This is a genomic window from Bacteroidota bacterium (genome assembly GCA_018831055.1).
Classification (GTDB): domain Bacteria; phylum Bacteroidota; class Bacteroidia; order Bacteroidales; family B18-G4; genus M55B132.
Genome location: JAHJRE010000228.1, coordinates 23069 through 41955, shown reverse-complemented (window position 1 = coordinate 41955; position 18887 = coordinate 23069). Strand labels below are relative to the sequence as shown.

The window sequence follows — 18887 nt, the reverse complement described above, 5'->3', positions numbered from 1 at the left end:
GAACATGAAATACAGCACATTACTTGCCGGCATTTTGATAGGAATATCTGCTACCGGGTTTTCCCAGGAACCATTAATTATGCTGACTTTCACTGCTGACAGCAACCAATATCATGTAGATATTGACAGTTTATACATCAAAAACCTGTCTAAGGATTGTGATACCATCCTGTATGCTCCAGACACCATATTGCTGCTCGATTATATAACTAAATTACAGGATCATAATACAACAGGACAGGATGTTGTTTTTATTTCTCAAAACTATCCCAATCCTATTAAAGGCAAAACAATTATCAGACTCAGCTTAAGAAATACTGAAAGTATTATAATCACCGTATTTGATATCTTAGGAAGAAGCCTGATTCATCAGAAATTCCATTTATGCAAGGGTAACCATCATTTTATATTCTACCCGGGAATGGATAACATTTATTTCCTGAATGCTATGACTGCGTATGAAAGTCATACGATAAAAATGTTCAATATACCATCCAAACTTTATATGCATGGAATCTGTAAACTTGAATATAATGGGTTTCAAACCGGCACAGAAGAATACAGAAAAATAACTCCCTTAAATAATTTTACTTTTGTTTTAGGAGATCATCTGAAGTATACAGCATATACCATCCTCGGTGAAAGATCAATAACCAGCTCACCATCAAACGATGAAACCTATAGTTTTCATTTTACCGGAGAATCCTGTACAGGCACTTCAACAGTCTCCGATATTGATGGAAATATATACAATACAGTACAATTAGGTTCCCAATGTTGGATGAAAGAAAATCTTAAAACAACAACTTACAGAAACGGGACCCCCATACCGAATGTGACAGATGATTATACCTGGAATAACCTGACATCAGGGGCTTATGTATGGTATAACAACGATATTTTCTGGAAAGATAAATATGGAGCTCTATATAACTGGTATGCAACAGTCGATACAAACGCTCTCTGCCCAACAGGCTGGCATGTGCCCACGAAAACTGAATGGACGGATATGATAAACTATATTGGTGGAAACTTTTCTCCACATGGGAACGAAATTAAATCCTGCAGACAAATCAATTCACCTCTGGGAGGAATGTGCAATGTGAGCGGTCATCCCAGATGGATTGAAGATATTTATTCAGGAAATTATGGTACAGATAAATTTGGATTTTCAGCCCTTCCCGGTGGACTCCGCGGTGAAGAGGCGGCGTTCTACGACTTTGGCAGACATGGACTTTGGTGGTCATCCAGTGAATCTATACCAGAATCCGATGCATGGCTGATATATCTTGATTATTACGCAGGATACATAATTATGGAGGATTATGTAAAAGTCAGCGGGTTCAGCGTGCGATGCATCAAGGATTAATAGAGTTTTTCAACATTTTATCCCTTATTAAAATGGACCAATAAAGGAATTAATAGAAAATTCACATAAAATTTTCACACTGGCACCATCAAGGGCTCCGGCCCTGTCAGAGACTTTTATCCCATAAAAATGGCATGGGCCAGGAATTACAAATTTCTATTTTATAAATGCATTGACAATCATCGCTTCTCCGGGATCCAGGTTAATTATCCTGAATGAACCGGCAGCGGCAGGAATAACAAAGGTTTCTGCATAATTAAACTGAGCTCGATGGCCCGAATCTGTTTCAATAATTATGGAACTGCCCTTGACAAGGTTCATCACCATAAATTTATTCTTTGTCGGGATATCTATCCGGGTTTTCAGGTGTATCCGGTGAACATCATAAAAATGTTTATTATGCGTGGGCAAATGATAGAGTTCCCACCCATCACCCGTTTCAATCAGCTCTGGCTTTGAAATGAGCTTTTCAACAACATACTTCCCCTTCCTGTGAAAACAAAGATTGGCCATTGCCCGCTTAATATTTAACGGACGGGGCTTCCCATCCAGATCCGGACGTACCCAGTCGTACATTTTAAAAGTGTATATGTATGGAGTTGAACTAATTTCCAGTACCAGGTTGTTCTTCCCGGATGCGTGAATGGTACCGGGTGGGATCAGGAAAAAATCATGTTTCCGGGCTGGAAGTTTCCGGACATACTTTTCAATTTCCAACTCCTTCATCCCAAGGAAACTCTCATTTAGTGACCTCTCAAAAAAACCGGGATCTATATCATCCTGAAAACCCAGGTAAACACATGTATTTTCTTGGGTATCCAGGATATAATAGGTTTCTTCCTGGGTAAAACTCTCGTTAAAATGCTCCCTGATATACTCCAATTGAGGATGGCATTGTACCGACAGGTTCCCGCCGTTGAATGTATCCAGGAAGTCGAATCGAATCGGAAACTCATATCCAAAGCGCTCAAATGCCTCTCCCTGTATGGCAGCAGCCTCCTGGAACATAAGCATGTCAAACGAAACCTCAAGCATTTTCCCCGAACTTTCGAATATTATCCCGTTTTCAGGAACGATGAGTTCGAATGACCATGCATAGTTGGGCACATCCTTATTCAGCCCTTCGATATTTTTTAAACACCAGGTGCCTCCCCATGCTCCCGGCTCAAACCATGGCCTGACCCTGAAAACATTCCTGCTCAGAAAATGCAATGCTTCACGGATATCATGGCCATGTGCCCAGCTTAGCTCTCCGGCACGTTGTGCATCTGCCACTATATCAATTTGATGAAGCAGGTCTTGCTTATGCCGGTTCAAAACGATCCAGTCTACAAAAAAGAACCTTTTGTACATGGATTTTATGTCCGTCGCCGCAGATGCACCAAGGTTCGTGATGGATGCAGCTCTTGCTCTGTATTGAAGTTCATTTTTGGGCAAATCGAAATACACCAGAAATCCAGGTGTTTGAAACAAGGCTGCTCCGGGGCCATAAATAATATTCAGGTCATATAAGGCATCCGGCTTTATCTGTTGAAGCTTCACCGGATCAAAAAAATCAGCAAGTCCAAGGGTCGTCCTGGTACCGAAAAGAGGATCATTACCGCCAAGAAAAGGTTCGATAAGGGCTGAGATTTCCTCCTCCGTTTTCATAGCTTCCCGGATATCCATCCATTTCACCCGTTTTCCCATCTGTTTGAAAAAGGAATCGAGCTGTTCTCTGATATCCTCAAAAAAGACGCCCTGATACCCTTCAAGGATAACCAAAGAATGCTTTGCCAGTTCCCCGGCCAATGAATCACATCCTGTTTTGATCTTATCCTCTGCCAGATTATGCGAAGGATAAATCGTATAATGGCCCGGTCCGCTTTCCGGCTTTTCTGCAGGGATAATGTACTGACTTGTTTTTCTCATGTTTCCCATAAATTTCCCCGCATTATTCTTTGTGTTTTGTTCTTCATTACAGGAGTTTTCCGGGTGATCTTAGATTTTTATATGCCAGGAACAGCAAATAAATGGCACATCCCACGAATACAAGCATTCCGGCAATAACGCCTCCCATATCCGTGATCTTACCGGCCAAAGGAGGTATGAATGCACCTCCCGACACAGCCATGATAATGAGTCCTGATATTTCATTCGTGTGTGATGAATATCTCCCGGCCGTTAAAACAAATATCAATGGAAATATATTTGACGATGCCAGTCCCATCAAAAACATCAATACCAGGGCAAAAACAGGAAAAGGCGACCAAAGGAAAACCAGCAGACTGACCAGGGTAGCCCAGGCGGATATCAAAAGAAAATTGCGGGTATTTATCCTGGTTAACAGGAGCGCCCCTGAAAAAGTACCAAGCATCTTACCGAAAAAGTACAAACTTCGTCCCATTTTAGCAGGTTCCGGCTCCATACCCAGTCTTTCCATCAGGAACTGACCGGATGTCGAATTGATCCCTACATCTATGCCTACCAGCAGAAATATTCCAAGTACCATGAGCGCAATATAAGGCTCCCCCAGAAGCCTGAGGGCCGAAGTAAAAGAAGCCCTCCTTCCTTCAGTCCGTGTTTCGGTGATTTTTGTCAATTGCAACCATAGTACCGAAAGGATGGAAAACACCCCGAAAATCAGAAATACAAGCTTCCAGTTTCCATATCGTATTGCAAAAAAGGAAGCAAGATAGGGAGCAATCATAGATCCTACCGCTTTGACAAACTGGGAAAAACTGAGAAAACTTGACCTTGTTCTTTGCGGAACCACATCAATGAGCAACGGATTAGCCGAAACCTGGATGATGGTATTGCCTATACCCAGCAAAGCAAAACCTATCAGCAATGTAGGAAATGAATAATAGAAAAAAGGAAGCAACAAGCCACCGGCTGTTATCAGCATACTAATGTTGACCATATTTTTCTTCCCTATCCTGTCCTGCAATATACCTACAGGAACCGACAGTATAAAAAACCATGCAAAAACGGCCAATGGGATTAATTGAGCCAGTGTGTTGCTCAGTTGAAAGTCGGCCTTTGCATTATCAACACCGATCCCAACCAGATCGCAAAAACTCATTATAAAAAAAGCAAATAGTACCGGAGAGACTATTAACAGAGAGACTTTTCCTGGTTTCATATTATCATGCATTAATGATCCTTCACCAATCGGGAATAAAAATCAGGAACACATAAGCTTGCACTGCCACTTAATGCAGCTTCTTCCTGGAGTGATGAAAAAATGATTTTAACCTTTACGCCTTCCTTTAAAAGGGTTTCATCCAATTCTCCTGCAAAAAGGACATTGGATGTTGAAATATTCCCTCCTGCAACCAGGCACCCGGCCTCAAAACTTTTCAGCCACGGTGCAAGAAAAGTACCGAGGTTCCTGCCGAATTTCCTGAAGATTTCACGCTCCGGACCTTCAATTCCAGCCAGTTCAGCCAACTCTTTCACCCCTTCGATACTTTTCCCCAAGCGCAGAGAATACTCTCTTTGGAACCATCGTGTAGAAAAATAATCATCAGCGATGGAGTCACCAAACGGAATATGGTAAAGAAAACCATCATCGGGTATGCCATAAATACCGGCAACGGGAAGGTGATCGAGAATAAATGTGGTACCGAACCCGGTTCCAAGGGTAACAGCCAGAAACCTTTCATATTCAGACGCTTCTCCCAATATCGACTCTCCAATGGCAAAACAGGATGCATCATTCAGGAACCTTACCGGGAAATCTTCCGACACCAGGAATCGTTCATGGATCTCTTTACGGATATCAATGCCATAAAGTGCTTCATACTTTCCCACTCCTTTAAACCAGGCAATACCATTGTGGTAATCAAAAGGTCCGGGCATTGCAAAACCAATCCCCGCCAAAACATTAAAATCGTACCCTGAGGCAGATTTCCTGATGGCTTCTGTCCACACTTCAATAATGGATTCACCGGAAGAATGGCTGTCAACAGCAAGTCTTGCCCGCGTTCCTTCCACCAGTTCACGGGATTCAAGATCGTAAAGCTGGCATGTTATGTGACTGCCTCCGATATCAGCCCCTATTGCGAATTGCTTCATCATTCAAGGAAAATTAAGCATTTCTGCTTCATTAGAAGCAGACAAAGTTATTCTTTTTCCTTAGCAATTATTGAAATACATGTAACTTTGGCCTGGACCCCAAACACCATTAATCTAACAGTAAAACAGATAACTGTTTACGGGAAATCTCAGGTAACATGATAACCATTATTCGCCTTTTCCTATGGATATCCATGACAGGTTTTATTCTCCAGGCATCTGGAAACCTGCCTCATCAGATCACAGACACCACCGGTTTTTTAGTCGACAAACCTTTACTATATGTTGATAATACAGCTATTATTCTAACTATGGGACAGTCGAACGCAACATCTCACGGGCAGGGTGATTATGATTGTCGCAATTCTATTTATGAATATTTCCGGGGAAACTTATACAAAGCTTCAGAACCATTGCTTGGAGCCCCGGGCAATGGAGGGTGCAGTGTCTGGACACGTCTCGCAGATATGCTGATTGACAGCGGGTATTATCAACAGGTGATCCTGGTCAATACAGGAATCGGGGCAACTACCGTTCAATGCTGGTCGGAGGGTGAATGTAACAAAGAACTCAGGAATACACTGCAATTTATTAAAGAAGACAGCCTCAGTGTCACCCATGTGTTCTGGCACCAGGGTGAATCTGATAATCTGGAAGAAACAAGCAGGGAGGATTATAAAAAACATCTTCAATGTATACTGGCATTATTACAGGAATATGGTATCCATGCTGATTTATATGTATGCCGGGCCAGCTATCACCCGGCAATGATCGGTATTAAAGACAAGGGAGTGGACTCACGCATTCGCAGCGCGCAAACAGAATTCATCCTGGAAAACGAAAATGTTAGACCAGGCCCGGATACGGACCAATATGACCATGTAACCGAAAGACACGACGGGGTTCATTTTTCCAGGAAAGGCCTTAACAGGTTTGCATATGATCTTTTTATTTCCATCACCAAATAGATACCCAATGAAACTCAGCCTTTGCAATCACCATGTTACCTGGTTTTCCCTGCTACTTATCCTGTTTGCCTGCCAATCCACTCATCAAACTGAAAATAAGGACATTGAAGAGCTATTCAGCAATCCGCCTGTAAAAACAAGACCCTATGTATGGTGGCACTGGATGGGCCCTAATTTTTCGAAAGAGGGTATAACCAAGGACCTGGAAGCCATGAAAGAGGCCGGGATTGGGGGGGCAACCATTTTTAACATTACCTCTGCCGTTCAGGAAAGCCATGCCCCTACAATGAACAACCCCTGGCCGGAACAGACATACCACAGTGCCAGGTATTGGGAAGCAGTCCGTTTTGCTGCATCTGAGGCCGAAAGGCTGGGACTTGAAATCGGCCTGCACAACACCGTCGGATATTCAACCACGGGTGGGCCCTGGATAAACGAAGAAAAAAGCATGCAAAGACTGGTATGGAGCGATACAACGATTTCAGGGGAAAACGAACAAGTATTGAAGCTTGCTTTGCCTGAATTGATCGCGGATGAAGGATGGGGCGCCACGGGCAGGAAGCTGTCGTATTTTCAGGATATTGCGGTTATTGCTGTTCCGGAAGGAAAATCAGTATTACAAACCGGTGAAATCCTGGAACTAACGAAAGAGTATAACCAGGAAGAAGGACTTTTATGGGAAGCAAGACCGGGGAAATGGCAAATATACAGGATAGGACATGCCTCCACGGGAAGACCTCCGCACCCCGTTCCGGATGACCTTATCGGCAAGGTGCTGGAAGCAGACAAGATGAGTGCAGAACAAAGTCTTTGGCACTGGCAAAATGTTATCGATCCTTTAAAAGAGCATGTTGGGGATTATCTGGGTACATCATTCGCGCATATGCTGATCGACAGTTATGAAGCAGGCCTGCAAAACTGGACACCTGGTTTCAGAGAGGAATTCATTGCATTAAAAGGATATGATCCTCTTCCCTGGATAATAACGATGGTTCCGGTGATCACTCAGGATGAAAGCTCCGGAGTGCCTTTGCGTTTTATCCAAAATGAAGAGATGACAAGGCGTTTTGAATGGGATTACAAAGATGTGATTAACCATCTTTATTTCAGGAATGGCTTTGAGACCGGGAAAAAAATCCTTCAGGAAAATAACCTTACCCTGCAATTTGAGCCTTACGGAGGTCCATTCAGTACTCCTCAGGGAGTGGCCCTGGCTGATTTGCCCATGGCAGAATTCTGGACGGGAGGCACCGGCAGGGTCAACCCCCTGGTTCCGGCCGCAGCCAGAGCAGCAGGTAAGACTGTCGTAGGTGCAGAAGCCTTTACAGGCTGGCCCACCAACAGCATGTTTACTGAAGATCCCGCCTTCCTGAAGAAAAGCGCAGATGGAAGCTTTACCAATGGGATAAACCGCCTGGTGCTTCATCATTGGGTTCATCAGCCTTTTGATGACCGCTACCTGCCCGGAATGTGCATGGGCTGGTGGGGTACCCATTTTGGCAGGAACCAGACCTGGTTCGAGCCGGGAAAAGCATTTTTCCTTTATCTCGCAAGATGCCAGGCCCTCCTGCAGTATGGTGAGCAACCTTCCCCGTACCTCTGCTTCGAAACTACCCGCAACTTCGCCGATGTGATCCCGAAAAACGACTTCCTTGAAGCCGATATCAAAGTTATCAATGGAAATATCCAGCTTCCTTCCGGCAGAACTTACCCATTCATGGTTTTTCATGACAGCCTGATGCTGCCTGAAGTGTTATTAAAACTGGAAAGACTTATTCATTCCGGCGCCTGCATCGTATCTCCCAAACCTGTTTCCTCCCCAAGCCTGAAGGATTATCCCGGGTGTGACTGCATCACAGACAGCCTTGCAGATTTGATCTGGGGAAATAAAAGCTTTAACAAATATGGCAAAGGACAGGTATTTACCAGTCTTGATGCATGCGGGGCATCCTTAAAAACAGATGCAGGGATCAGACTTGAACCAGGAAGGGCATCAAACAATATAAAGGTTGTTCACAGAAAGGCCCGGGAAATTGATATTTTTTTCATAGCAAATATATCAGACAATGCCATGCTTTTCAATGCCTCTTTCCCTGTTTCCGGTAAACAGCCTGAGTTTTGGCAGGCTGAAGACGGAACGATAAGGGATGCCTTAGTCTGGGAAGAAAATCAAGACAACACCACTGTTCCGGTCTTCCTGGAAGGAAATCAGTCGGTTTTTATTGTTTTTCGCAAACAAACCCTGAATGCTGACCATCCTGTGTCCGTAACCCTCAGCGATACAATAAATCATTGGACGATACGAAGATACGATAGTGGTAAGCTTGTTTTCTTCGCTTCAGCGCCCGACACTGCAATCGTAAGCTACGCGTCAGATAAAAAGACAGAAATTGTCACCCCGGCCACAGAATCCATTGAAATCACAGGAACCTGGGATGTCCGGTTCATCCCCCCTTACGACACATCATTTTCTTTGCAATTCTTTGAATTATCTGATTTTAGCATTAATCCATCGGATAAAGTGAAATATTTCTCAGGAACCGCCATATACCGAAATACCTTCCACCTGGATTCCATCCTGGTCGAAAAAAATAATATGGTAAGGCTAGACCTCGGCGAATTACATGATATTGCAGAAGTAACTGTTAACGGTTCAAAAGCCGTAGTACTCTGGCATCCACCCTATATCACAGAAATAACAGGATTACTGAACAATGGAACAAACCATATCGAAATAGCAGTAACTACAAACTGGGCCAACCGGCTGATTGGTGACGAACAGGAGCCTGCTGATTTCGAATGGGGCAATGACCGGGGAGAATCGTTCGGCAGAGCTTTGAAGGCATATCCTGAATGGTTCATTAACAATAAACCACGGCCATCACAGGGAAGAAAGACTTTTGCCACATGGTTTTACTACCGGTCCGGCAGCAAAATACAAGCAGCAGGGTTATCAGGCCCCGTAAGAATAATGTTCGATCAAGGTTATGAGTTGCATTAAGAGGTATAAATCCAAACAATTTAGCAGAAAACTTATATTGTGTAGTTTGGATTAAAAACTAAGAATTCATACCAGTCCCGACTTGTCGGGAAGGCCAGAAGGTGGATAAAATCAGGACTATTTTAATGTGAAACTTTAACCAATAATATAACCGGTATAATACAAGATTAAACCTCAATTTCCAGCATGATTCCCTTCTTCCCGGGAACAACTTCACCAATTATCTCAGCTGATGGATAACCTCCTGTCCTTAAATCTTCAATTATATTTTCAGCGTCTCCGGGTTTGACGCAAATCAGTAAACCGCCAGAGGTTTGTGCATCCATAAGCAGCATCTTTTCATTGTATCCCAGGCCTTTATCCATAGTGCAAGCTTGCTCCGCAAAATCGAGATTACGAAAAGCAGCACCCGGTATGCAGCCTGCTTCGATCAGGCTTAGGGTTTCGGGCAACACCGGAACCGAAGATGCTCTGATCCTGAGAGTTACACCACTGGCCATGGCAAGTTTTATGGAATGCCCGGCCAAACCGTACCCTGTAATATCCGTCGCACACCGGATACCGTAATTATTCATGATCGCCGCTCCTCTTTTATTGAGAAGCTTCATATTATCGATGGCCGTCTGGTATGCCTTCTCTGTGCATAATGCATTCCTCCTGGCTGAGATCATCACTCCTGTACCAATGGGTTTGGTTAAAAGCAGTAAATCCCCGGCTTCAGCCGCTGCATTGGTTACCAGTTTTTCAGGATGCACCCATCCCGTGACGGCAAGGCCATACTTTGGCGTATCATCGGTGATCGTATGGCCTCCGGCAATCACTCCACCGGCTTCCACGACTTTATCCTGCCCGCCTTTTAGTATTTCGGCCAGCACTTCCAGCGGTATCCCGGCAGGGAACATCATCAGATTCAGCGCCGTCAGCACCTGCCCCCCCATGGCATAAACATCGCTTAACGCGTTGGCTGCCGCTATCTGACCAAAGTCATAAGGATCGCTGCAAACCGGCGGGAAAAAATCCGTTGTCAATATAAGGGCATAATCATCCCTGAGTTTATAAACCCCCGCATCGTCATGGGCTTCTGTCCCGACAAGCAGATTTTCATCGTGTATCATGGGGATCCCTTTCAGCACTTCACTTAATGCTTTCGCGGGTAACTTTACCGAACACCCCCCTTGTTCAACAGTAGTTAACAGATCAAATGTCATTCTTTAGCTGTTGTTATAGCTGTATCGACCGCCTGGCCTTGCGTATGCTTGTGAATATCTCATAGGCATTGGATACCTTTCCCACTCCCAATGCCTCCAGTTTATTATGAAATTTCAAACAGGTTCCGCAAACAAGAAGCTCTATGCCCATGTCCTCCATTCCACGGAAAGTCGGTAAATGAGGCGAATCATCAAGTACCAGGAAAACCCCGGAGTTGTAAAAAACGATCTTCGAAGGCCTCTCTTCCTGGTACAAAATGGCTTCCAGGAATCCTTCCATCAGGATCTCTCCCAAAGCTACCGATCCTTCGCCAACGTAATTCTTTGCAAAAACCATAACATAATCACTTCCGCATAAACCTGTATCTTCCTGGCAGTAATCTTCAGGATGTAGCATTTCCGGCTCGCCCGACAATTTTCTGATCCAGATCTCAAACAATCCCTTGTCTTCCGATAACAAGGCTTCCACCCCATTATCAGCAAGAAAACGGAGAACATTTTCTTTCGACTCGTTGTTGTCGATGATTATCTTGATCTCCTCATCCGTGCCGGCCTCTTTCAGCGCCTTTTTAGTTTGAATAAGCGGAGCCGGACATTTCAAACCTCTGGCATCAACTGTTATCATTATTGAAGTGTAATTGTTGGTGAAAACGGTTAAGCCCACGAAGATAATATTTTTCTACCCGTAAATTTAGTCGCTATGTTTCAAATAAAACTCAGTTCATTATAATTGTTGTTTATATGAAACCCACATGTACTGCATATAAACACACTAATTACATGGACTAACCCATGCTTCATCAAAAGCGATCCTCAAGGTTGATCCATTGTCAGTTTTATTGGAATTTACCAGCAGTACAGCTTCCACTCCGTTCGGGAACATCATCACCATGCTTTGAATGGCCCTGTTAAAATCGGTTTCCGGGCCCCTTGTCCCTCCTTTGCTTGAGTATTTGCCATGGTCACCACTACCCGTACCCCATAATCCCAGGTCCTTTTCCAGGATAATCTCGCGCTGATCCTTAGATATTATGGTAGCGTTATCGTGAATAAAATACGCCAATACCTTTGCAAGATCCATTGATGAAAGGACCAAACCACCGGATCCTCCATTCAACTCGGGATCGCTGGATGCTCCCCAACCAACATTATTGTTTCCATCCCGGAACGTACTGTCGAATGGATACTGGTGAGCACGGGTAAAGGCGGTATTATCATAATAATTGTTTATGGCGGAAATAGTCATCGGTGCATCAATACCAAGTTTGTCGAATATATTTCTCTTGATGTAGTCGAAATAGGCTTCGGCTGTCATGAAATTGTACTCAGGATCTGAAGCATCCAACCCATATTCCATCTCAGTGATCAGCACCCTAATCAATGTGAAGTTACCATTCTGATATTTATCGACTCTGGCCGGATCAGCCGGCAGAGTAATGGCGGTATACATCTGATCGGTAGTAGGCATTATTCCGGGAGACCAGTTCGTGTTGTCAGCACTATATCTAAGCCCGGTTTTCATTTGGAGCATTTTCTCAAAGGTTACTTTATTCACCGACGACGCTTCATAATGATCAGTATGCATCCCATCCTTCCAACGTTGTGGAAGATATTCGCGGATCAGCTCGGTCTCTTCAATGCCATGCTTTTCCAATACCTGCATCAAGGCAATTGTGCCAATAAACTTACTTACACTTGCCACATTCATCCTGACAAATTCAGTCATTTCAACAGGACCTCCCGGGTCGGAAGCATAAACAGACTTTCCCCCTGCTTCCGCGTGGTATAGATTCCCATTTTGATTTACAGTGAATTGATAACCTGCCACCGGATTGGCAGGATCATTCAATGCTTCATTAACATTCTGAATAAACAAATCGATGTTAAACTGTGGGGTTGGATCACAAAGCGTCTGGCTATTGTCATCTTTTTTACAAGAACTTAGAAATAGTAGTATTAAAGGCAATAATGCCAAAAGTATGTATTTAGCCTTATCAATATATGCCGAAAAGTGAATGTATATAGTTCTCATATTAACAGATTTAAGTATAACATTTAATTAACACTTAATAGCAACATTTTTAAGCTCCCATTCGTATCTTTAACAAATATTTAACAAATTCAAAAGCATCCCATGACAACCCCATCAAAACCTGAATCCATCTGCTGTCCGGAATTCGACCCCATGCCCTGGGACGATAAAACACTCGAATGGCAGGATAAGAAGTTCATCAAGGCCAGTGTATGTACTTTTTTCTACATGCCACTGAACTTCGGAAAAATCATGAAGAAACTCGATAAATCCGTTAGAGACGCCGGTGCAGAGATTCCCGGCTGGCTTTGCCTTTCCGATCATACATCCAAATGGAGCATGGATGTGTACCTTGCTGTCGATAAGGACATCCCCGGTGCGAATAATCTGACGTTAAGCGGAAAGTTTTACAGCAAAGTGTATGAAGGTCCGTTCCGGGATACCAAAAAATGGACCGAAGATTACAAGTCCATCGTAACGTCGAAAGGAATGGAAATCAAAAAATGGTACATGTGGTACACCACCTGCCCGAAATGTGCAAAAAAATACGGGAAGAATTATGTGGTGATCATCAGTCTGGTTGAATAAAGTCTACATCCTGATTTCTGCTGCCAACAAGGCTAAAGTCCTGAATTATTATCAAACGTTATATTTTCGGACTGGAAGGAGAACTATTTTTTCTTCTTAAAAAGCCTTTTGAAGAATTTCTTTACCCCGGTTTCTTTTTCGATCGTATCGGATTTCGGAGCAGGATCTGTTTTTGCAGGCTTTTCCTGTATTTCTTCCTGCTTATCCTTACCCCCAAATAGCCTCCGGAAGAAACCATCAGCTCCCTTTTGCCGGTATGGGTCGCAATCCATGCTTTCATAAATGTATTCAGGGATCTGAAATGGTTTCAGGAATTCCTTCTTCAAGGCAGGATCTTTTTCGGTTCCTTTTAACAGTCCTGCAGCCACCGGTAATGCAAGTGCCGATCCGGAACCGTTGGCACTGCTGAAATGTATGTCGGGTGTCGATGCCCCAACCCATACACCGGTCACCAGTTCAGGTGTATATGAAATAAACCATGCATTTGAATAATTGTGGGCTGTACCGGTTTTTCCGGCCAAAGCGCAATGGATCCCGTATCGGTTCCTCAATGCCGTTCCAGTGCCCTGGTTAATCGCTCTTTGCAGGATCGCTGTGATCACCTGCGCGCTATATTCTGTGATTACACGTGCTGTTTCACTCTTATCACTTTCATACAGGATACTGTCGTTGGCGTCACTAATCCTGGTGATCATATAGGGTTCCGTCATCATACCATCATTTGCGAAAGCACCAAATGCCCTCACGATTTCATATAAAGAGACATCCAGGGTGCCCAGGGCCACCGAAGGGGCATCTTCAGGAAAATCAGGCAGCTTCAGGCGGGAACCCATCGCTGCCAGACTGTCGGAGGGAGTCTTAAAATACAGATCAACGGCCGGGAGGTTCATCGAATGAGCCAATGCATACCACAAAGCAACTGTACTGTCAGTCGTAAAACGATGGTCAAAGTTCTCCGGCCTCCAATCATCATATTCAGGATAGGATTTCTCTTCATTTTCAAGGTAAGTGCAAGGCGTTGCACCCGATTCCAGTGCAGCCGCATAAAGAACAGGCTTGAATGCCGACGCTATCTGCCTGTGCGACAACACCATATCAAAAGGCAAAATACGGAAATGATTCCCTCCTACCCAGGAAAGAATTTCTCCGGTACCCGGTCTTATCGCAAAAACAGCCGCATTCAGCATCTTACGGTAATACCAGATACTATCAAAATGGCTGATGTTCATGGTCTTTATCCCATCCCAGGAAAACAGGCTCACATTCCTTTTAGCAATGTCCTTGTCGGGATGAGGACTTTCCCTTTCCATAGTCCGGTACCATAGCTTCCGGATCCCCCCGGCTTCAAGTTCTTTGTCAAGCTTATTCTGCATTTCCTTCATGTGCTTCCGGGCTGATTCCATTGCCATTTTCTGGAGTTTCAGGTTCATGGTCGTATAGATCTTCAAACCGTCGGTCTCCAGAATATAGTTCCTGCCGCTTCGCTGATTTATCTCTTCCAGCAGGCCGGAAGCCTGTTTCCTGACCTGATAAATAAAATAACCCGCCGGTGGATTGATGCTAAGGTTGGAATAACTTATTACAAGAGGCAGTTCTCTGAGGCTGTCGGAAGTTTCAGGATCAAGATAACCGGCATCCTCCATCAGATTAAGCACGGTGTTGCGTCGTATCTCTGAGTTTTCAGGATTCAGGACGGGACTAAAATACGTGTTGGCCTTCAGCATGCCGACTAAAACAGCAGATTCCTCAACCTTCAGCATATTAGCCGGCTTACCGAAAAAACGCTGTGCAGCTGATTCTATCCCGTAAACATCTTCTCCGAACGGCACCGAGTTCAGATACAAGAGTAAAAGTTCCTCCTTGGAGAAAACATCCTCAAATCGTGTGGCCAGGATGACCTCCCTGATTTTGTTTACAGGCATGCTCAGCCAACCGCTGTTTTCACGTCCGTAAAGGTTTTTCACCAGCTGTTGCGTCAGCGTGCTGCCTCCTCCCCCACTCCGATCACCCAGGAAGATACTTCTTACCAGCACGCGCATATAACTCCGTGTATCGTACCCCTTGTGGGTAAAAAAACGCTTATCTTCTGTAGCCACCAGAGCCTGAACCAAATGCTCAGGGATCTCCTCCCTGCTGATATTAGTGCGGTTCTCCGCAAAATACTTCCCTATGATAGTGCCATCAGAAGAAAAAACCAGAGAAGCCTCCTCATTACTAATGTCAGATATCGCCTCCCTGCCCGGCAAAGGCCCGAAAACACCTGCATATACCAACAGGAAAAGCAAGGCAATGCAAAGCACGATCAATCCGCTTATGAGTGCAACTACCTTGAATATCATTATCTTAAATCTGCTTCTTCCTGATCTTGCCTTGGATTTACGCTTTCTGTTCATGAGGGTTTCGGGTTAACAGCATGAAAAGTTATTCATTTAGCAACACTCTAACAAATATTTTCTATACTTTAGTATTTGGATTAAGATTTTATAATGCAACCAAGGGTAACACACACCATATTTATTTTCCTGATATTATACTCCTTCATTGGATTGCAGGTTAAATGCTACTCACGGAATGACGATTCCGTTTCAGCCCTGATCGCCAAGGGCGACCAGTACCGCAGGATACTACCCGACTCCGCTCTTGCTTTTTACCGCCAGGCACTGGATATTGCCTATGACATCCTGGATAACATCCATCACCAAAATGATAAGGATTTATCCCATGAAACCGGAATAAAGATCATCAGGGCGGAAACACAAATCGGGCATATCTATTATTTCGACTGCCGTTATGGTCTGTCTATGGAGCATTATTACAAAGCGCTTCAGATGGCGGAAACATTGAAAGACACCTTCCAGATCGCTGAAACCCTGTTTAATATCGGCGAGGTCTTCCTGGAAAAAAGCGAATTCGAAAATTCATTAAATTATTATGATAGCGCCCTGAATATTTACCTTTCCATGGATTCACTTGCCGGGGCATTCTGGTGCTACCTGAGCCAGGGCATCGTTTACAAAACCAACGGACAATTTAGTGAAGCACTTGAATCATACCGGCACTCGCTTGAAATAGCAGAAACTCTGAACGACCGGCAAGGTGTTGCCGACTGCTACAACAACATGGGCAATGTGATGAAAAAGCAAGGAAGATATGCCAAAGCCGCGGAATATTTCGATAACGCCCTTCGGATCTATCGCGAATTGGGTGCAGAAATGAGGATTTCCGACTGCCTAAACAATGTTGGTGACGTGTACTATGAAACAGGACAGTATTCTGTGGCTCTTGCCAAATACACAGAATCACTCCGGATTGTTGAAATTACCGGCGACCCTTTCCGCAGCATCATGAGAAACAACAACATGGCTAATGCCCTTGTAGCTCTGAACAGGCACGACGAAGCTCTGCATCATTTTAACCTGGCTCTTGTACAGGCTGAAAAAATCAACGACCGGCTCCAGCTGTCCGACTGTTACACCAACCTGGGCAGATTCTTCATGATCAAACAGGATACCTTGCAGGCCACGGCATATTTTCAGAAAGCTTTAAAAATGGCATCGGAAATACAAGATATCAACAGTGAAGTGGCTCTGAATAATCTCCTGGCAGGATGTTTCACCAGTCAGGGAAAATACATCCTCGCATTGGATCACGCCATGAAAGCAATGAAAACAGCTAAAAGGACCGGCATTATCCACGAAGAAATGAACGCGTTGTATAACCATTACCGAATCTTTAATGCACTGAAAAACTATTCAAAAGCCCTCGACTACTTCAGAGAATATACGACCCTCAAAGACAGCGTGATCGCACTCGAACAGATTAGGCAACTCGAAGAACTGGAGATCAGGGAAATGAACGATTTCCTGAAAAATGAAATACAATCTTTGGAAAATGATAATACCAGCCTTTCGCAGGTCTCAGGAAAAAAATCCATCCAGGTGATATGGCTGTTATTTGCATCGGGTGCACTGCTTATCATACTGATTATAACCTCCCTGGCATATTTTCGATTACGCTCGGGATCCCTCCTTCTAAAAGTAAAAGATGAAAACAGCCGCCTGAAACAGGATGCCGAAGACAAAGAAAGAGAGCTGGCGGCAAAGACCCTTATCATCCAACAAAAGAATGAACTGCTAAACCAGACTTCAAATGCCCTCGAATCACATGAAGGTCAGGCCGGTGAAGCCTGGCTGAAAAACATCATCAACAGGATACGCATTGAAAACAGCCCCGAGCAATGGAATGAATTCGAGCAATACTTTAATAAAGCCAATCCCGACTTCCTGAAAAAGCTAAACGATGAATTCCCTGACCTTAGTCCCTCGGAACGCAGAATCTGCACTTTCCTTCGCCTCGACATGAATACCAGGGAGATCTCTAATCTCACCGGCCAATCCCTCAAAAGCATTGAAGTGGCCCGTACACGAATCCGAAAAAAAATGGGACTGAGCAGGGATGAAAATCTTAACAATTTTATCAACCGTATATAGCTGATATTCTGCCTATTAACCACCCTACATGCTTTGAGTGTTTTTGTAGGGTCGGCTGAAAATTATTGTAGGGCACTAAATTTCAAACACTCACGCATCCCGTAGTATTTTTAAATAAAAATATCGAGATGCGAATAACATCAACCCGAATTCACTTTATCATAATTATCTCCTTTCTGTTTGCTTGCACCGAGCGACAGCTGACATCAAATCCGGAAATCCAGCGGTTTAAATCCGGGATTGCCCCTTTTGGCGATAGTATCCATGTTCTGTGCCCTGAAGGATGGACTATTCAAGGGGATAAAAGTTATGATGATACTCTTCCGGATCCTGTTGTCAAATCAAAGATACCCGGAATCCAGGTAAAGGATCCTCATAGCAAAGCATATATCAGTCTTTTCCCGGATGAAATATTTTTTGACATGGAACGCTGTCCAACCGGCGATTTGCTTACCGGAACCTATCCCGTGGGAAGTATATATAATGGTATGACCGTAGCATCATTCCGGTCTCCGGCTGAATACGTCAAGAAAATGCTGATTCCGGCAGCAAATCCCACAGCGTCTGATATCAGGATTACAGAAATTATTTTTAATCCGGGCTTCAAAGAATCGTCCTCTGATCCGGGATCTGCCCATCCCGGTCATGAAGGATGCAAGCTAACCTCAGCAATAATCACAAGTGAATACAAGGAGAATGACACATTATTCCTGGAAAAATTCCATTGTATGATCGTGGATTACGGACAAATGGGCGGAGGAATGTGGGCCAGCAGAAACACATGGTCTGTAAGAGCACCGGAAAAACATTTCAGGAATGTCGCACCAGTCCTGAGCACCGTACTACTTTCAATGGTTTTCGATCCTGTATTGTATACGAAAATCATAAACCCTGAATCCATTTTCGAAGCAAGTGAGTCGTTGAAGGAAACAAGCAATTCCCTGAGCCTGGAAGCCATAATGGAAAGCATGTTTACGGATATTTCCCCGGTCAGGAAGTTTAAAAATCCCTTTAACGGAAAAAAGGAATTCGGGACAAGCTACTGGCAGGAACGCTGGCAAGACTCCGCCGGTAACGTGATCTGCTCCCGGAATAAAGGATATGATCCGTCCCTCGATCCCGGAAATAGAGATCAAAGCTATTTATTATCGGAGCCTTTTAAAATGTGAAAA

The 18887-nt window shown here is 44.1% G+C and carries 13 protein-coding genes; 6 read left to right on the top strand and 7 right to left on the bottom strand.

Annotated features, from left to right (window positions below):
- Nucleotides 1–4: 4 nt before the first annotated feature.
- Entirely contained in the window at nt 5–1369 is a 1365-nt protein-coding gene (locus KKA81_15045) for a hypothetical protein (GenBank protein ID MBU2652244.1), read from the top strand.
- Nucleotides 1370–1525: 156 nt separating this feature from the next.
- On the opposite strand, the gene KKA81_15040 is transcribed toward KKA81_15045, so the two are convergent.
- Genes KKA81_15040 through KKA81_15030 form a run of 3 tightly spaced genes read right to left on the bottom strand, consistent with a single transcriptional unit; the run spans nt 1526 to nt 5431 of the window.
- Complete coding sequence (locus KKA81_15040) at nt 1526–3289, bottom strand: class I mannose-6-phosphate isomerase (protein ID MBU2652243.1); 1764 nt, start codon at nt 3287–3289, stop codon at nt 1526–1528.
- Nucleotides 3290–3326: 37 nt separating this feature from the next.
- Nucleotides 3327–4493 (bottom strand): MFS transporter, encoded by a 1167-nt coding sequence (locus KKA81_15035; protein ID MBU2652242.1) that lies wholly within the window; start codon nt 4491–4493, stop codon nt 3327–3329.
- An 11-nt stretch (nt 4494–4504) separates the two neighbouring features.
- Nucleotides 4505–5431 carry an ROK family protein gene (locus KKA81_15030; protein MBU2652241.1) on the bottom strand — a complete coding sequence of 309 codons (927 nt, stop codon included), beginning with the start codon at nt 5429–5431 and terminating at the stop codon, nt 4505–4507.
- A gap of 155 nt (nt 5432–5586) precedes the next feature.
- Between KKA81_15030 and KKA81_15025 the strand changes: the two genes are divergently transcribed.
- Complete coding sequence (locus tag KKA81_15025; protein MBU2652240.1) at nt 5587–6396, top strand: sialate O-acetylesterase; 810 nt, start codon at nt 5587–5589, stop codon at nt 6394–6396.
- A 7-nt stretch (nt 6397–6403) separates the two neighbouring features.
- Nucleotides 6404–9397, top strand: coding sequence for a hypothetical protein (locus KKA81_15020; protein MBU2652239.1), 2994 nt, complete (start codon nt 6404–6406; stop codon nt 9395–9397).
- Nucleotides 9398–9564: 167 nt separating this feature from the next.
- Here the strand turns inward: KKA81_15020 and selD are convergent, their stop codons facing one another.
- The 3 genes from selD to KKA81_15005 all read right to left on the bottom strand — a co-directional run bounded on the left by selD (nt 9565) and on the right by KKA81_15005 (nt 12637).
- Nucleotides 9565–10605, bottom strand: coding sequence for a selenide, water dikinase SelD (gene selD, locus KKA81_15015; protein MBU2652238.1), 1041 nt, complete (start codon nt 10603–10605; stop codon nt 9565–9567).
- Nucleotides 10606–10618: 13 nt separating this feature from the next.
- Entirely contained in the window at nt 10619–11269 is a 651-nt protein-coding gene (gene yedF, locus KKA81_15010; protein MBU2652237.1) for a sulfurtransferase-like selenium metabolism protein YedF, read from the bottom strand.
- A gap of 108 nt (nt 11270–11377) precedes the next feature.
- Nucleotides 11378–12637, bottom strand: coding sequence for a serine hydrolase (locus KKA81_15005; GenBank protein MBU2652236.1), 1260 nt, complete (start codon nt 12635–12637; stop codon nt 11378–11380).
- Between the two features lie 102 nt (nt 12638–12739).
- Here KKA81_15005 and KKA81_15000 point away from each other — a divergent pair, with 102 nt between their 5' ends.
- Complete coding sequence (locus KKA81_15000; protein MBU2652235.1) at nt 12740–13225, top strand: hypothetical protein; 486 nt, start codon at nt 12740–12742, stop codon at nt 13223–13225.
- 83 nt (nt 13226–13308) lie between these two features.
- Here KKA81_15000 and KKA81_14995 read toward each other — a convergent pair whose 3' ends face one another.
- Nucleotides 13309–15618, bottom strand: coding sequence for a transglycosylase domain-containing protein (locus KKA81_14995; protein ID MBU2652234.1), 2310 nt, complete (start codon nt 15616–15618; stop codon nt 13309–13311).
- A 93-nt stretch (nt 15619–15711) separates the two neighbouring features.
- Between KKA81_14995 and KKA81_14990 the strand changes: the two genes are divergently transcribed.
- Nucleotides 15712–17715: a tetratricopeptide repeat protein gene (locus KKA81_14990; GenBank protein ID MBU2652233.1), complete on the top strand. Its 2004-nt coding sequence runs from the start codon at nt 15712–15714 to the stop codon at nt 17713–17715.
- Nucleotides 17716–17843: 128 nt separating this feature from the next.
- Nucleotides 17844–18884, top strand: coding sequence for a hypothetical protein (locus tag KKA81_14985; GenBank protein MBU2652232.1), 1041 nt, complete (start codon nt 17844–17846; stop codon nt 18882–18884).
- Nucleotides 18885–18887: the final 3 nt, after the last annotated feature.

Excerpts from the sequence above, each read along its gene's own strand:
- KKA81_15045 (MBU2652244.1), top strand. The coding sequence starts at position 5 with ATGAAATACAGCACATTACTTGCCGGCATTTTGATAGGAATATCTGCT.
- selD (MBU2652238.1), bottom strand. The coding sequence starts at position 10,605 with ATGACATTTGATCTGTTAACTACTGTTGAACAAGGGGGGTGTTCGGTA.
- KKA81_15020 (MBU2652239.1), top strand. The coding sequence starts at position 6,404 with ATGAAACTCAGCCTTTGCAATCACCATGTTACCTGGTTTTCCCTGCTA.
- KKA81_14985 (MBU2652232.1), top strand. The coding sequence starts at position 17,844 with ATGCGAATAACATCAACCCGAATTCACTTTATCATAATTATCTCCTTT.
- KKA81_15030 (MBU2652241.1), bottom strand. The coding sequence starts at position 5,431 with ATGATGAAGCAATTCGCAATAGGGGCTGATATCGGAGGCAGTCACATA.
- KKA81_14995 (MBU2652234.1), bottom strand. The coding sequence starts at position 15,618 with ATGAACAGAAAGCGTAAATCCAAGGCAAGATCAGGAAGAAGCAGATTT.
- KKA81_15000 (MBU2652235.1), top strand. The coding sequence starts at position 12,740 with ATGACAACCCCATCAAAACCTGAATCCATCTGCTGTCCGGAATTCGAC.
- KKA81_14990 (MBU2652233.1), top strand. The coding sequence starts at position 15,712 with ATGCAACCAAGGGTAACACACACCATATTTATTTTCCTGATATTATAC.
- KKA81_15025 (MBU2652240.1), top strand. The coding sequence starts at position 5,587 with ATGATAACCATTATTCGCCTTTTCCTATGGATATCCATGACAGGTTTT.
- KKA81_15005 (MBU2652236.1), bottom strand. The coding sequence starts at position 12,637 with ATGAGAACTATATACATTCACTTTTCGGCATATATTGATAAGGCTAAA.
- KKA81_15035 (MBU2652242.1), bottom strand. The coding sequence starts at position 4,493 with ATGAAACCAGGAAAAGTCTCTCTGTTAATAGTCTCTCCGGTACTATTT.
- KKA81_15040 (MBU2652243.1), bottom strand. The coding sequence starts at position 3,289 with ATGGGAAACATGAGAAAAACAAGTCAGTACATTATCCCTGCAGAAAAG.